This is a genomic window from Paracandidimonas lactea (assembly GCF_021653995.1).
In the GTDB taxonomy this organism is placed as follows: Bacteria; Pseudomonadota; Gammaproteobacteria; order Burkholderiales; family Burkholderiaceae_B; genus Allopusillimonas; species Allopusillimonas lactea.
On record NZ_JAJJOZ010000008.1, the window covers coordinates 39950 to 55125 of the forward strand.

The window sequence follows — 15176 nt, forward strand, 5'->3', positions numbered from 1 at the left end:
CAATGGCGGCCAGGTGGCGTTTATCAGTAACCGACTCAGGCCTGCCCCAGCCGCCACAGTGAGGTGACCTCGGCGCGGCGCGCTGCATACAAGGGATCCTTTTCATCCATTGCTTTGGCATGACGTGGCCGGGTGTCCAGCCTATCGAGTACACGCAGGCCGGCGGCGGCGATTGCCTCCAAAAGGAAGCTGGCTTCGCGCAGGCCCAGGTGTTCGGCCAGATCCGACATGATCAGCCAGCCTTCGCCGTCGTCGTCGAGGTGGCCCGGCAGGCCTCGCAGGTAACCCAGCAGCATCCGGCTGCCCGGGTCGTACAGCGCCTGTTCGATGGAGGTTGTGGGACGGGCCGGCAACCAGGGTGGATTGCAGACGATCAGGGGGCTTCGGCCGAGCGGGAACAGGTCGGCTTTGAGCAGAGTGATGCGTGTCTGCAAGCCCAGGTGCGCGATGTTATCGGCGGCGCACGCCAGGGCACGCTGGTCTTGGTCGGTTGCGATCACGCGCTCTATGCCGCGTGAGGCCAAAATGGCAGCCAGTACGCCGCTGCCGGTGCCTACGTCAAATGCCAAGCTGCGATTGGCGGGCAGGGGCGCCTGCGCGACAAGATCGAGGTATTCGCCCCGGTTGGGTGAGAACACCCCGTAATGGACATGGATGCGGCCCGCAAGGCCGGGTACCTGTACGCCTTGCCGACGCCACTCCCAGGCGCCGATATAACCAAGCAGGGCGCGCAGCGGCAGCAACACCGGGCCGCCCGCAGAGCCCAGCGCGGCCTGAACTGCCGCATCAATGTCAGGCGCACGCCGCAGATGAAGCACCCAAGCCGTTGCGCTCCGCGCATTGCTCGCCTTTGTGCGGCTGACTTGCGCACCGCTTGCGTGCGGATCATTTTCTTGCGCGCCACTTGCTTCTGTTTGATTTATGTATGGCTCAGCTGCCTGCGGCGTCAGCTCGACCAGCAGGCGATTGAGCAATTGCGCACGCTGCGATTGCAATAGGCGATGGCGGTTGAATGCGTCCACCCCTGCCGTTTCAACGTCGACGGCTTGGCGCTGACGTGTTCGCCGCTGGCGTTCATCGATGCGGCGACCCAAGGCCTGCAGCAGCTGCCGGGCGTTGTGATAATCGCCGCGCCATAGCAGTGCCGTGCCTTGTGTTGCCTCGCGGAATGCGGCGTCGGCGGGAGTGTTGTCGTCCATCACGAGGATACGGCGCGGCGCCGCGCCGTATTCATTTAGCCAGCCTGCAGTCCGGGCCGCTCCGCCTTCCGTCCAGTTTGCCTGAGTCATTCCGCCTATACCCGCTGAATTGCCTTCCGCCCGGCTTGCCCGGCTCATTCCGCGCACGCCTGGCGCACCGCATGCGCCCATTCATCCATCAGAGCCTGGGCTCGGGCGGGCGACAATTGGGGCTCGAAACGGTGTTCGACTTTCCAGTGGGCCGACAGTTCCTCTTTGTTTTGATAGACGCCGCTGGACAGCCCCGCCAGATAGGCAGCGCCAAGCGCCGTGGTTTCAACCATGGTAGGCCGTAGCACGGGTATGCCGAGAAGATCGGCCTGGAACTGCATCAGAAGATCGTTGACGCAGGCGCCGCCGTCCACCCGTAGTTCGGCCAGTGGCGCACCACCGGCGGCCACCGCATCGCGGCTCATGGCCTGCAGCAGCGCGGCGCTCTGGTAGGCGATGCTGTCGAGTGCGGCGCGTGCGATGTGCGCCATGGATGAGCCGCGCGTGAGGCCAGTGATGGTGCCGCGCGCATCGGGTCGCCAATAGGGTGCGCCCAGGCCGGTGAAGGCCGGCACCACCATAACGCCGCCCGCATCCGGCACGGTACGCGCCAGTGCTTCGACATCGCTGCTCTTGTCGAATGCGCGCAGCCCGTCACGTAGCCATTGCACGACTGCGCCGGCCACAAAAACGCTGCCTTCCATGGCGTACTCTGGTGTTGGTCCGATCTGCGCCGCACTGGTGGTGACCAGGCCGTTTTCAGATATCTGGAAGCGATTGCCGGTGTGCATCAGCATGAAGCAGCCAGTGCCGTAAGTATTCTTGGCCATGCCTTCGCTGAAGCAGGCTTGCCCGAACAGTGCCGCCTGCTGATCGCCGGCCACGCCGCAGACAGGGACCTCGCCGCCCAGCAGGCTGGCGTCGATCACGCCGAACTCAGCCGCCGAAGGCAACACTTCGGGCATCAAGGCGGACGGGATGCCCAGCAGATGCATGAGCTCGTCGTCCCATTGGTTGGTGTGGATGTTGAACAGCATCGTGCGCGAGGCGTTGCTGACGTCGGTAACATGCCGCCGGCCTCGTGTAAGCTGCCAGATCAACCAAGTGTCGATCGTGCCAAAAGCCAAGTCGCCGCGTTCCGCCTGCTCGCGAGCCCCGGGCACATGATCGAGTATCCATTTGAGCTTGGTGGCCGAAAAATAAGCATCAATGCGCAAGCCGGTTTTTTCGAGGATCAGACGTTCGTGGCCCTGAGCGCGCAAGGCGGCGCAGGTGTCTTCGGCACGCCTGTCTTGCCACACAATGGCATTGCACACGGGTTGGCCGGAGGCGCGATGCCACACCACCGTGGTTTCACGCTGGTTGGTGATGCCTGCGGCGCGGATGTCGGCCGCGCGCAGGCCGGCCTTGGCCAATGCCTGCTGGGCCGTGTCGCATTGGGTTTGCCAGATTTCGGCGGGGCTGTGTTCCACCCATCCAGGTTGCGGAAAGTGCTGGGTAAATTCCTTCTGTGCCAGCGTGACGATATTGCCTTGCCGGTCAAAGATGATGGCGCGGCTGCTGGAAGTACCCTGGTCGAGCGCAAGTAGATAAGTCATAGTGGCATGGGGGGAAGGAACACGAGAGGAAGTTTACGGGGCGGGGCGGGGCGCCACAAGCCCGAGTCACCGCAGCCGGAGGATACGGCTGCCGAGGGCCCGCTAAAGCGATGGACGCCGCCGAACGGGTCTGTACTGCTTTACACTTAGTGTGCCGCGAACACTATCGGCCTACATGCGCTATGACGACACCTCTATCTCCCAAGGCTGGCGACCGTGCCAGCCTGTTTACCGCACTGGCTGGTCTGGGCCAGGTCGACTTGGTTGTGATTGGTGGCGGCGCCACCGGCTTGGGGGTAGCGCTCGATGCTACATTGCGCGGCCTCTCCGTGGTGTTGCTGGAATCCTGCGATTTCGCCAAGGGTACCTCCTCGCGGGCCACCAAGCTTGTGCACGGCGGTGTCCGCTACCTGGCCCAGGGCAATATCGGCCTGGTTCGCGAGGCGCTGCACGAACGTGCCACCTTGCTGCGCAATGCACCCCATCTGGCGCGTCCGCTGCCGTTCGTCATGCCCAGTTATCACTGTTGGGAAACGCCATTCTATGGGGTGGGCCTTAAGGTATACGATGCGCTCGCCGGCAGCGCAGGGCTCGGCACCACTCGGTTTCTGAGCGCTGCGCAGGCCCGCCAACAGATTCCTGGTATTTGCAGTCAGGGCCTGAAGGGCGGTGTCTTGTACTGGGACGGCCAGTTCGATGACGCCCGCCTGGCGCTGGCGCTGGCCCGCACTGCCGCCGCCCAGGGCGCGCTGCTGATCAACTATTGCCCTGTCATAGGGTTGTTCCATGAGCAGGGCAGGCTTGTCGGCGTGCAATGCCGTGATGTGGAAACAGGCCGTGAATATCGTGTCGATGCACACTGCGTCGTCAATGCTACAGGTGTCTGGGTTGACGAAGTGCGCCAGATGGACGGTGCCGCCACTGATGTCCAGGTTCAGCCCATGGTTGCTCCCAGCCAGGGCGTGCATCTAGTTGTGGATCGCGAATTCTTCCCCGGCGACCATGCTTTGCTCGTGCCGCGCACGCGCGATGGCCGTGTCCTGTTTGCCGTGCCGTGGCTGGGCAAGGTAATACTCGGCACAACCGATACCCCACGCCACGACCTCGCCCGAGAGCCTCTGCCGTATGCCCATGAGATCAACTTTATCCTGGGCGAGGCTGCCAGATATCTTAGCCGGCCCCCGTCTCGGCGCGACGTTCGCAGCGTGTGGGTGGGGTTGCGGCCTCTGGTGCGTCCCACGGGCGACGAAGCTGGCGCAACCCGCAAAATCAGTCGCGAGCATACTGTATTGATCGGCACCAGCGGGTTGGTCACGGTGACGGGCGGTAAATGGACGACCTATCGGGCCATGGCGGAAGACGTACTGGAGCGCTGCGCGGAAGCGGGCCTGCTCGGTCCGCTGGCGCCATCGCGCACGGCGGTCTACCCGCTTGTGGGCGCACCGCAAGATGGCGGAGCGCGCAAATCAATGGCCGAGCCGCCGGGGCTGTCTTCTTACGGTACCGAGGCTGAGTTGCTGCGCGGCATACAGGGGGCGGATACCGAGTTGGCGCTAGGCCTCACCGAAGCCATGGTGCGTTTCGCGGCGCGCTACGAATACGCGCGCTGCGTCGAAGACGTACTCGCCCGTCGCGCCCGTATTCTGTTTCTGGACGCCCAATTGGCCACGGCGGTTGCACCGCGCGTGGCGGAAATATTGCGCGAAGAGCTCGCGATTGATCCGGGGCTCGATGCGTTTTTGCACCTGTCTCGGCAATATAGCCAGTTACCCGAATGAGCGCGGAAGCGCGTTTGTCGCCGTCTGTACGCTACAACGCGGGGGGCTGCGCCTGGCGCGAAAATAATGCACTATAGGGCGCTGCGCATCGCCTGCGCATCGCCTGCGCATTCGCTGCCCGCGGTTCCCCGCCTGAAAACACCTTTCATTGGGTGAACACCGTGCGCGCAGAATCAAATCTGCGGGAGAAATACGGGCTGTCGAGCGAATCCAGCCGTACTCGGCCGCCCGAAGATGGCGCGTTGACGAACTTGCCGTTCCCAACATAAATACCTACATGCGAATTCGGGCGCCCCAGGGTATTGAAAAACACAAAGTCACCCGCCTTGAGGGCGCTGCGCGAAACCGGCCGGCTGATACCGGCGATGTCTGACGATTGGCGCGGTAGTTGCGTGCTCGCGGCAGTATTGAATACATAATTGACCAAGCCGCTGCAATCAAAACCGCTTTCGGGGTTGTTGCCGCCATATCGGTAGGGCGTATCCACCAGGCTCATCGCCGTCAGCGCAACGTTATCTCGCTCGGCCGGGTTGACGGCAATATGGCGAGCAGGATGACGGGTATGCTTTGTCGGCCCCGCACATGCGGCCAAGAGAGCCAGTAGGGCAATGCCTAGATACAACCTCGGGCGTGTTAGCGTCATATTTGTTCCCACCTCATGCGTCCACTCTGTGGATTCTTGATTGCGCCGTCGCTCTTGTGCGAGTGTGGTGCGGAGCTGCCCAATACGTGCATCCTGCGGATCCCTGGCGCCAGTTCATGTGTAACTGTAGATTCTTGACTTGTAAATATCAAGTTACATGTTGTTGTTTATTCTCTGCATTTTGGGCATTCATTTTACAAATACACGCAAAAAAAAATTCAAGTGACAATTGTCATATAACTTTTTAACAAAGTTTGATACTATTTTTCCGCGAAACTGGCCAAACATCCTAGGCCAAATGGCGTAGTCCAACTTAGGCAATCGTAACAAAATTTTGTAATTAGACCCGGCTGCGATACAAAAGCCTCGAACAAGGCCTGATGTTTCGATAGTGTTACGAATTATTTTCTTTGCCGCCGTTTGTTGCACAGCGCTATTTGCTGCCCACAGCATCTTTTTAGGAGAAATTGAAATGCCTGAAGCGGGTAACTCGCTTTTGAATGATATTCGCGAAGTCAATCTTTCATACATGATGCTGGCTCAACGCCTGCTGCGCGAAAACTTCGCCGCCGGCATATTCCGGCTGGGCCTCGATGCGGACGTCGGCACCGTCCTTATGAATCTCTCGCCGGCCCAGTTGGTCAAGCTGTGCAGCTCCAACTCGTTGGTCTGCAAGTTCCGCTTGAACGACTATGAGCTTCTTTCATCGCTCACGCAAGACGTGTTGGGCGGGATACTGCAGCAGGCGCACTCGACCATCCTGCTCGCGCAGCGCGGTACGGTGGAAGCGGGCTGACGGGCATATCGACATGGCTACCAAAAGCGTATCCCGCGAGGCCGAGGAAATCGGCCTGGCCTCGCAAATGATCAGGCTTGGCGCCCGCCTGCAGGTGCTTCAGGCCGAAACCAGCTTGAGCTATGATCGGCTGGCGCGCTTGTATCGCGAGTTGCGCGGCTGCTCCCCACCTAAGGGCATGCTGCCTTTTTCTGTAGATTGGTTCATGACGTGGCTGCCCAACATTCACGCCAGCATGTTCTACAGCATCTACCGCTATCTCGAATCCCATATGCCTATCAGCAAAGCGGTGGCGTTGGTCGAGGCCTATCGTTTGTATCTAGAGCAATCGTCGGTAGGGCGCCCCGAAGGCGCCGACGACGAACCTGTCCTCAGCTTTACCCGCGCCTGGATGCTGGTGCGGTTCTTCGACAGCGGCATGCTGCAGCTTTCGCGCTGCTCGCGTTGCACGGGGGGGTTTGTCGCGCACGCCCATGATCCTGAAAACGGTTTCGTGTGCGCCATCTGCAAACCACCACCGCGCGCCGGTAAAACGCGTGCGCGTCTTGCCGCAGGATCTCCCAAAGAAACCCTCCGCAATGCGCGCAAGCGCGCGGGTGGTGCGCCGGCCCTGGCTTCCTGAAGCGTTACTGTTTTGTTTTCGACACGGCTCCCGCCGCAAGCGGGGGCCGTGCTTTTCTCTGTGCTTCGCGCGCTGCGCGCGCCCCGTGGCAGCGCAGGGATTTAGCCATGAAATACCCCGTTGTCGCGAGGATATCGCTGGCGCGAAAACGGCGATCATATAGACCATCTTCGCTCTAGAGGCTCGGCCGTGTTTATTTTTCTGGGTTTTTTTATTGTCGTCATCTCGGTGTTCGGCAGTTTTGTCGCGCTGGGAGGCCACCTAGGTGCGCTTTATCAGCCTTTTGAGTTCGTGCTCATTGGCGGCGCCGCGCTGGGTGCGTATCTGGCTGCCAGCAGCGGCAAGTCGGTGGCCCTGCTGTTCAAAGCGCTGCCGGGCGCGGTGCGCCGCAGCCCATACGACAAAGACCTATACATGGAGCTCATGGCTTTGCTGTACATGCTGTTGGGCAAAGCGCGCCGTGACGGCCTGATGTCGATCGAAAAAGATATTGAACAGCCCGATGAAAGCCCGATCTTCGAGGCCTATCCACGTATCCGTGATGACCGTGCCCTAATGGACTTCATCACTGATTATCTGCGCTTGATCGTCAGCGGCAACATGAGTTCGCTCGAGATCGAGACGCTGATGGATCAGGATATCGAAACGCAGCACAATGAACGTCAAGTCCCTGTCCATGCGCTGCGCGCGGTGGCTGATGCGCTTCCTGCGTTCGGCATTGTGGCAGCCGTGCTGGGTGTCATCAAGGCGCTCGCATCGGTGGATGCGCCGCCCGTGGTGTTGGCCGACCTCATTTCCAAGGCCATGGTCGGCACTTTCCTGGGCATCCTCATCGCATATGGTTTTGTCGCACCGCTGGCGTCCGCGCTCGAGCGGCGCGCCAATGCGTCGGACAAGGTGCTGGAATGCATCAAGGTCACGCTGTTGGCAAGCATGAACGGCTATCCGCCACAGCTTGCCGTGGAGTTCGGGCGCAAGGTGCTCTACTCGCACGCGCGGCCCACGTTTGTCGAACTCGAAGAGCACGTGCGCCAGACGCGCATCTCGGCCAGCAAGGTCTAGCGCGCCACCATGAAGAACCCGCAGCATCGCATCGTGATCCGGCGCAAGCGCGTCGCGCCGGTCCAGCAACACGGAGGCGCCTGGAAAATCGCCTATGCCGACTTCATGACGGCCATGATGGCGTTTTTTCTGGTCATGTGGCTATTGGCGCTCATCCCTCAGAAAGACTTGCAAGAGATCGCCGAATACTTTCGCATGCCGCTAATGACGGCCATTAAGGGCGGCCCCCACGTCGACAATGCGCGCAACGTCATTCCGGGGGGCGAGCCCAGCGTCGTGCCGAATATCCAGCCCATGCCTCCCAAGCCATCCCGCAATGTCGAAGATGCGGCCGACCGCGCCGATACCCTGCGCCTTGAGGATCTGAAATCCCAGCTGGAGAGCCTGATCAGGGTCGACCCCGTGCTCAAGGAGTTCCGCCCGCAGTTGCTGCTCGACATGACGCCCGATGGGCTGCGCGTGCAGATCATCGACAGACAGAACCGCCCCATGTTCAGCACGGGCAGCGCACACGTGCAGCCGTACATGCGCGACATCCTGCGGCGCCTGGGCCCATTGTTCAATGAAATGCCCAACAGCATCAGTGTTTCGGGCCATACCGATTCGACGCAATATGCCAAGGGTGAGCGCGCCTACTCTAATTGGGAGCTTTCGGCTGATCGGGCCAATGCCGCGCGGCAGGAGCTCGTGGCTGGTGGCATGTCCGAGCCCCGCATCAAACAGGTGCTTGGGCTTTCGTCCACAGTAAGCCTGATTAAAGACGATCCGCAAGCTGCCGTTAACCGACGCATAAGTATTGTTGTATTGAATCGGCGCGCCGAAAGGCGGATCGACGCACAGAATAACGCAGGAACCTCCGACATCGATCTGGAGACGCTCATGCAGTCGTCCGATTCGTCGGATGTTTCCGGCGCGACCGGCAATCCACAGCCATAAGGATGCAAGCATGAGCACTGGTGTTGATCTAAGCCAGTTCTTCGAAACTTTTTTCGATGAAGCCGACGAGCTATTGGTCGATATGGAGCAGCAATTGCTCGGGCTGGATCTGAGCGATCCGGACATCGATCAATTGAACGCGATCTTTCGCGCCGCGCATTCCATCAAGGGTGGTGCGGGAACTTTCGGCTGCTTTGGCGTGCTTGCCGATACGACACACATACTGGAGAACCTACTAGACATGGTGCGGCGCGGCGAAATGCCACTCAGCACTGAAATGATCGACCTGTTTTTGGAAACCAAGGACGTGCTCACCGAACAAGTTCTCGCCTATCGCAACGAGCAGGATCCCGACGTCGATGCGTACCAGCGCATCTGCGCGCAACTCAAGGCATTGGCGCTCGAATATCAGGGCGGGGCGGTGCCTGCGGCACAAGCCGCAGCCCCGGCCAAGCCCGTCGCCGAGCCGGCGCCGACACGGGCCGAGCCAGCCGAGTCCGCTGCACCGGACGATCCTGCACCCGCGCTGCACACGACGACTACCGGGTTGCCCTTGTGCGTGCGCCTGTCTCAACTGAGCGACAAGGATGCGGACGCACTGGCCGACGAGATGGCGCTGTTGGGCACGATCCTGCATCGCTTGCGCGAGCGCGACAAGTTGACGCTGTGGCTGGACAGCACAGCCAGCGCCGACGACGTGGCGGCTGTATGCTGCTTTATCATCAATGCCGAGCAGATTGCTGTCACGCACGAGGCCTTGCCGTCTGGTTTGGAACAAGTAGCGTCCGCTGCGGGCGCCCCGGCCCAGCCTGCAGCTGCGCACGGCGCGGCGTCCATGACGGAGCCGGCCAGCGAAGCGCGGGGGGCACCTTCCGCGGCCTCCGCGGATACGGAGCTGTCAGCCACACAGGCAGCTGTGCCCGCCGCCGAGATGCAGGCGCCTGCGGCCAAGGTCGCATCCCGCGCCGCCGCGCAGCACTCATCGGGCGGCACCACACTGCGTGTTGGGGTTGAAAAGGTCGATCAGATTATCAATCTCGTCGGCGAACTCGTTATCACGCAAGCCATGCTCAATCAAACGGCGTCCACCTTGGATCCGGTGCTGCATGACCGCCTGCTCAATGGCATCGAGCAACTCGAACGCAATGCCCGCGATCTTCAGGAAGCCGTCATGTCCATCCGCATGGTGCCGATGGATTACGTATTCAGCCGTTTTCCGCGTGTGGTGCGTGAAGCCGCGTCGCGGATGGGCAAGGAGATCCGGCTCACGACGCGCGGCGCGGCAACCGAGCTGGACAAGAGCTTGATCGAGCGCATTATCGATCCGCTTACTCACCTGGTGCGCAACAGCATCGACCATGGCATCGAGCCGCCCGAGAAACGGTTGGCAGCGGGTAAAAGCATCGAAGGGCATTTGACGCTGTCGGCACAGCATAGCGGCGGGCAAATCATCATAGAGGTGTCTGACGACGGCGGCGGCCTGAGCCGCGAGCGCATACTCAAGAAAGCAATTGCCCAGGGCATGTCGGTGTCAGACAGCACGCCCGACGATGAACTGTGGCAGCTTATTTTCGCACCGGGATTCTCCACGGCCGAGAAGGTAACCGACATATCAGGCCGCGGCGTGGGCATGGATGTGGTTCGCCGCAACATCCAAGGCATGGGTGGGCATATCCAGCTCACGTCGCGCGCGGGGCAGGGTACGACGACGCGTATCATCCTGCCCCTGACGCTTGCGATCCTGGACGGTATGTCTGTGAGTGTGGGCAACGAAACCTTCATTCTGCCATTGGGCCATGTCACAGAGTCCATCCAGCCTTCGCCTGACCAGATTCGCAAGATTTCCGAGACGGAAAAAGTGCTGTTCGTTCGCGGCGAGTACTTGCCCCTGGTGCCCCTGCACGAAGTGTTCTCGGTCGATGGCGCTGAGCCCGACGTCACACGATCGATCGCCGTCATTCTGCAAGCCGAGGAATCGCGCTTCGCTCTGCAGGTGGACCACCTCATTGGCCAGCACCAGGTGGTGGTCAAGAATCTCGAAGCCAACTACCGCAAGATACCGGGCGTCTCGGCGGCCACCATCCTGGGGGATGGCAGCGTTGCGCTGATTGTCGACGTCTTTGCGTTGATGCGGTTCTCGCGCGACAAAGCCGCCCTTTAATTTACGACATTCGGAGAAAAACATGCTCAACACTCTGGAAACCGGAGTCGGCCAGGTCGATACCGCCGGCCAGGAGTTTCTGGTCTTTACGTTGGCCACGCAGGAATACGGCATCGATATCCTCAAGGTTCAGGAAATCCGCGGCTACGACAGCCAGACGGTGACCCGGATTGCCAATGTGCCGTCCTTCATCAAGGGTGTCACGAACTTGCGCGGCGTGATCGTTCCGATCGTGGATATGCGCATCAAGTTCGATCTGGAATCGGTCGAATACAACCACCAGACGGTTGTTGTCATCCTTAACCTCGAGTCGCGTGTGGTTGGCATTGTGGTTGACGGCGTATCGGATGTCCTGATGCTCCAGCCTGGCCAGATCAGCGCTGCCCCCCAGTTTGGCACGGCATTTTCCACCGAGTATCTGACGGGTATCGGCACACTGGATGAGCGCATGCTGATTCTGGTCGATATCGAGAAGCTGATGACCAGCGACGAAATGGCGTTGGTCGATACCGCAATCGTGTAAGACGTGGCGGCGCGCGGCGCACCCGCGTGCGGTCATCAATGAGGTCGGGCGCCGCACTCCGCGGGCGCCTCCAGCAACAAGGCGTTTGTCGCACATGATCAAGCAATCGCTGTTCGCGAACCTGAAAGTACGCACCAGTCTGATTCTGGTGCTTGTTTTTTTCCTTCTCATGCTCATTGCGGGCGCGGCACTCGGCATATTGTCGCTGCGCGAGAACCAGAAGTCGTTCGACCGCGTGGTCAGCGCACAGCAGGCCGACGCCCAATTGCAAGGCGCGGTAGACATGTACAAGAACGCACATGTGATGCTGGGCCGGGCCGTCGCCAGCTATATCGTTAATAGCGATCAGCAAAACTACCTGGTGGCGCAACAGTTCGGCGGTGCCACCGATGCAGTGTTGAGCCAGGACACACTCGACAGCATTGCTGCAGCGGGCAGGTTCTTCGATGAGTCGCGCGGGCGCTTCAAGGCATACCAGGCCGCTGTGGGTGCGCTGGCTGATCCGGATGGCCGCTATCGGAGCGTGACGCAGCGCTACGAAACTCTGATGGACAAGGGTGTTGCGCCGCTGATCGAAAGCGCCAGGAACGGCAAGATCGCTGAGTTGCATGCTCGTCTGACCAGTACGGTAAGCCAGCTTGAAAGCGATTTCTATGTGGCACTGGAGAATCTGCAAGCCTATCAGTTGGCGAGGATCGATACGCTAGGCAAGGAGCAGGATGCTGCCTTCACGCTCGTGGTGCGTATGGTGGCCGCCGCCATGGTGGTGTGCATACTCATTGCCATGGCCAGCTATGGGTTTCTCAATCGCGTGGTGCTGCGGCCGCTGCGCCGCGCGGGCGAGCACTTCGACCGTATTGCCGGTGGCGACCTGACCGGCCGTATCACGCTGCGTGGCCGCAACGAAATCGGTGCGTTGTTCGAGAGCCTGCGCCATATGCAAGAAGGCCTGACGCACACGGTAAGCACGGTTCGCGCTGGTGTGGAAGAGATCACGCTGGGCTCGCGCGAGATCTTCATGGGCAACACGGATCTGAGCAGCCGCACCGAGCAGCAGGCGGCTTCGTTGCAGGAAACCGCGGCGAGCATGGAGCAGTTGTCCAGCACGGTGCGCCAGAACACCGATAACGCGAATCAGGCCGATGTGCTGGCCAAGAGCGCGTCTGAGGTTGCCGGACGGGGCGGTCGCGCGGTGTCGGAGGTGGTGCAGACCATGAACGAGATCTCGACCAGCTCAGGCAAGATGGCCGAGATTGTTGGGGTGATCGATGGCATTGCCTTCCAGACCAATATTTTGGCGCTGAACGCGGCGGTGGAAGCGGCGCGGGCCGGCGAGCAGGGCAAGGGTTTTGCGGTGGTGGCGGGCGAGGTTCGCTCGCTTGCCCAGCGCAGCGCGCAGGCGGCCAAGGAGATCAAGGTGCTGATCGAGGAGTCGCAGTTGAAGGTGCAGGCGGGCGCGCGCCAGGCGGGCGAAGCGGGCGAGATCATGCGCGAGGTGGTGGGTTCGGTCCAAGGGGTGACCACGATCATGGCCGAGATATCCTCGGCATCGCGCGAGCAGTCCGAAGGGATCGAGCAAGTGAATCAGGCGGTGGCCGAGATGGATGGCGTGGTGCAGCAGAACGCATCGCTGGTGGAAGAGGCGGCTGCGGCGGCCGGGTCGCTGCAGGAGCAGGCGACGCGCCTGAGCGATGCGGTGGCGGTGTTCAAGATTGGCCCCGGAGAGGTGATCGACATGCATGAGAAACTACAACAGTCAGATGCGGCCGTAATCGCACAGGGCAATCGCACGTCCGGCGTTCCCCTCGCCGTAGAACCGTTGCTGGGTGCATGAACGTGCGGATGGCCGATTCCTTTCTGTTTGCCGTTCAGTCGGGCCCCGAGGCGCAGCCGGGTGATTTCGGCCGCGCAGCGCGATTGCTGCGCCAGCGCGTGGGCATCATACTGGCCGATCACAAGCGCGAGATGGTCGAGCGCAAGCTGGGCATGCGCGCCAAGGCGCTGGGGATGAGCAGCATCTCCGCCTATCTGGATTGCCTGGAGTCCAACGCCGATGACGCAGAGTGGGAAGGCTTCATCAATGGCTTCACGATCAACCATACGGCGTTTTTCCGCGAACAGCATCACTTCGAACTCTTGGCCGAGCATGCCCGTAGCCGCCCGCGACCGCTGTCGGTATGGTGCTGTGCAAGCTCCACGGGCGAAGAGGCCTATTCGATTGCCATGACCTTGCAAGACATCTGTGGCGGCCGACAGGGCAGCTTCAACTTGCTGGCCACTGATATTGACACACAGGCGCTGGTGACGGCGCGGCGCGGCGTATACAGCCTGGATCGAGTTTCCAGTGTGCCACAGGCCTTTCTGCGCACGTATTTTCAGCGCGGCATACGCCGCGAAGCAGGGCGCGTACGCGTTTCGTCAACCTTGCGCGAGGCAGTGCAGTTCGAACACCTGAACCTGTTGTCGCGTGACTGGCCCGCAGGGCCGTTTGACGCGGTTTTTTGCCGCAATACCATGATCTATTTTGACAAGCCCACGCAAACACGCCTGCTCGAGCGTTTTGCCGGCGTGCTCAAGCCGGGTGGTCTGCTGTTTGTGGGCCATTCCGAGAATTTCACTTATCTGACCAAAGCGCTGCGGTTACGCGGGCAAACGGTGTATGAGGTGGCCCGATGAGCCAGCTTCACTCTCCGCCTGAGAATGGGGCGGGCCCGCGCAAGATCAAGGTATTGTGTGTAGACGACTCCGCGCTTGTACGGGGCATCATGGCACAGATCATCAACGACCAGCCCGACATGGAGGTCGTGGCGGTGGCGCCCGATCCTCTGGTGGCGCGTGAGCTGATCAAGCAGCACAATCCGGACGTGCTGACGCTAGATGTTGAGATGCCACGCATGGACGGCCTCGATTTTCTGGAGCGCCTCATGCGATTGCGCCCGATGCCGGTGCTGATGATCTCTTCGCTGACCGAACGCGGTTCGGAGGTCACGCTGCGCGCGCTCGAGCTGGGCGCTGTCGACTTCATCACCAAGCCCCGGCTGGGTCTGCGTGATGGTTTGCTCGAATACAGTGAGCTGATTGCCGAGAAAATCCGAGGCGCTGCGCTGGCGCGTCCGCGCGCCAGAGAGGCGGTGGCCAGCCCCGGCAAGCGGCTGGTGCGCCCGTTCTCCACAACCGAAAAGCTCGTGCTGATCGGCTCGTCCACAGGCGGCACCGAGGCGATCAGGCAGGTACTGGAACCCTTGCCAGCGAACAGCCCGGCGATTCTTATCACTCAGCATATGCCTGCCGGGTTCACCCGCTCATTTGTGCAGCGGCTGGACAATCTGTGCGCGGTACAGGTGCACGAGGCGGAGGATGGCCAGCGCGTGCTGCCGGGCCACGTCTACCTGGCGCCTGGAGGCGCGGCGCACATGAAGCTTGCACGGTCGGGCGCAAACTATGTGGTGCGGCTCGACTATAGCGAGCCCGTTAATCGCCATCGTCCGTCTGTTGATGTGCTGTTTCATTCGGCCGCACAAGTGGCCGGCGCCAATGCCGTCGGCGTGATTCTCACGGGCATGGGCAAGGATGGTGCCCAAGGGCTGTTGGCGATGAAGCAGGCAGGCGCTGTCACGATGGCGCAGGATGAGGCAAGCTGTGTGGTGTTTGGCATGCCGCGTGAGGCGCTGCATATCGGTGCGGCGGATACTGCGGTGCCATTGGCCGACATCAGTCGCCGCATACTGGCCGCTTGTGGCGCATACGGGCACAGGGTTTGAATATCGCCAGCGGGTCTCGGAACGGTAGAGTCCGCACCGCGCTGTCAAAGCTATCTTGATTTGGAGA

The 15176-nt window shown here is 61.1% G+C and carries 13 protein-coding genes; 10 read left to right on the plus strand and 3 right to left on the minus strand.

Translation table 11 applies throughout. From position 1 onward, the window contains the following. Positions 1 to 35: 35 nt before the first annotated feature. Both LOL23_RS14405 and glpK read right to left on the minus strand, forming a co-directional pair. Positions 36 to 1289: a methyltransferase gene (locus LOL23_RS14405; protein ID WP_202411555.1), complete on the minus strand. Its 1254-nt coding sequence runs from the start codon at positions 1287 to 1289 to the stop codon at positions 36 to 38. Between the two features lie 44 nt (positions 1290 to 1333). Next, positions 1334 to 2827 carry a glycerol kinase GlpK gene (gene glpK / locus LOL23_RS14410; protein ID WP_160975588.1) on the minus strand — a complete coding sequence of 498 codons (1494 nt, stop codon included), beginning with the start codon at positions 2825 to 2827 and terminating at the stop codon, positions 1334 to 1336. A gap of 182 nt (positions 2828 to 3009) precedes the next feature. On the opposite strand from glpK, the gene LOL23_RS14415 reads away from it, so the two are divergent. Next, positions 3010 to 4605: a glycerol-3-phosphate dehydrogenase/oxidase gene (locus LOL23_RS14415; protein WP_160975590.1), complete on the plus strand. Its 1596-nt coding sequence runs from the start codon at positions 3010 to 3012 to the stop codon at positions 4603 to 4605. Between the two features lie 145 nt (positions 4606 to 4750). Here the strand turns inward: LOL23_RS14415 and LOL23_RS14420 are convergent, their stop codons facing one another. Next, entirely contained in the window at positions 4751 to 5248 is a 498-nt protein-coding gene (locus LOL23_RS14420; RefSeq protein WP_160975592.1) for a C40 family peptidase, read from the minus strand. Between the two features lie 472 nt (positions 5249 to 5720). Here LOL23_RS14420 and flhD point away from each other — a divergent pair, with 472 nt between their 5' ends. The 9 genes from flhD to LOL23_RS14465 all read left to right on the plus strand — a co-directional run bounded on the left by flhD (position 5721) and on the right by LOL23_RS14465 (position 15109). Further along, a complete protein-coding gene (flhD, locus tag LOL23_RS14425) occupies positions 5721 to 6044 on the plus strand; it encodes a flagellar transcriptional regulator FlhD (RefSeq protein ID WP_160975594.1) in 324 nt (107 codons plus the stop codon). 13 nt (positions 6045 to 6057) lie between these two features. Continuing rightward, positions 6058 to 6666, plus strand: coding sequence for a flagellar transcriptional regulator FlhC (flhC, locus tag LOL23_RS14430; RefSeq protein ID WP_160975596.1), 609 nt, complete (start codon positions 6058 to 6060; stop codon positions 6664 to 6666). A 189-nt stretch (positions 6667 to 6855) separates the two neighbouring features. Then, complete coding sequence (motA, locus tag LOL23_RS14435) at positions 6856 to 7728, plus strand: flagellar motor stator protein MotA (RefSeq protein ID WP_160975598.1); 873 nt, start codon at positions 6856 to 6858, stop codon at positions 7726 to 7728. A 9-nt stretch (positions 7729 to 7737) separates the two neighbouring features. Next, on the plus strand, positions 7738 to 8664 hold the full coding sequence (gene motB, locus LOL23_RS14440) for a flagellar motor protein MotB (protein ID WP_160975600.1): 927 nt from the start codon (positions 7738 to 7740) through the stop codon (positions 8662 to 8664). Between the two features lie 10 nt (positions 8665 to 8674). After that, positions 8675 to 10825 carry a chemotaxis protein CheA gene (cheA, locus tag LOL23_RS14445; RefSeq protein ID WP_160975602.1) on the plus strand — a complete coding sequence of 717 codons (2151 nt, stop codon included), beginning with the start codon at positions 8675 to 8677 and terminating at the stop codon, positions 10823 to 10825. Between the two features lie 22 nt (positions 10826 to 10847). Further along, positions 10848 to 11348: a chemotaxis protein CheW gene (locus LOL23_RS14450; protein ID WP_237173789.1), complete on the plus strand. Its 501-nt coding sequence runs from the start codon at positions 10848 to 10850 to the stop codon at positions 11346 to 11348. Positions 11349 to 11442: 94 nt separating this feature from the next. After that, positions 11443 to 13182: a methyl-accepting chemotaxis protein gene (locus LOL23_RS14455; protein WP_160975606.1), complete on the plus strand. Its 1740-nt coding sequence runs from the start codon at positions 11443 to 11445 to the stop codon at positions 13180 to 13182. Between the two features lie 8 nt (positions 13183 to 13190). Beyond that, the gene (locus LOL23_RS14460) at positions 13191 to 14024 is read left to right on the plus strand and encodes a CheR family methyltransferase (RefSeq protein ID WP_160975608.1); all 834 of its coding nucleotides are present in this window, start codon (positions 13191 to 13193) and stop codon (positions 14022 to 14024) included. Further along, a complete protein-coding gene (locus LOL23_RS14465) occupies positions 14021 to 15109 on the plus strand; it encodes a protein-glutamate methylesterase/protein-glutamine glutaminase (protein WP_160975610.1) in 1089 nt (362 codons plus the stop codon). The genes LOL23_RS14460 and LOL23_RS14465 overlap by 4 nt, the downstream gene beginning before the upstream one ends. Positions 15110 to 15176 lie beyond the last annotated feature (67 nt).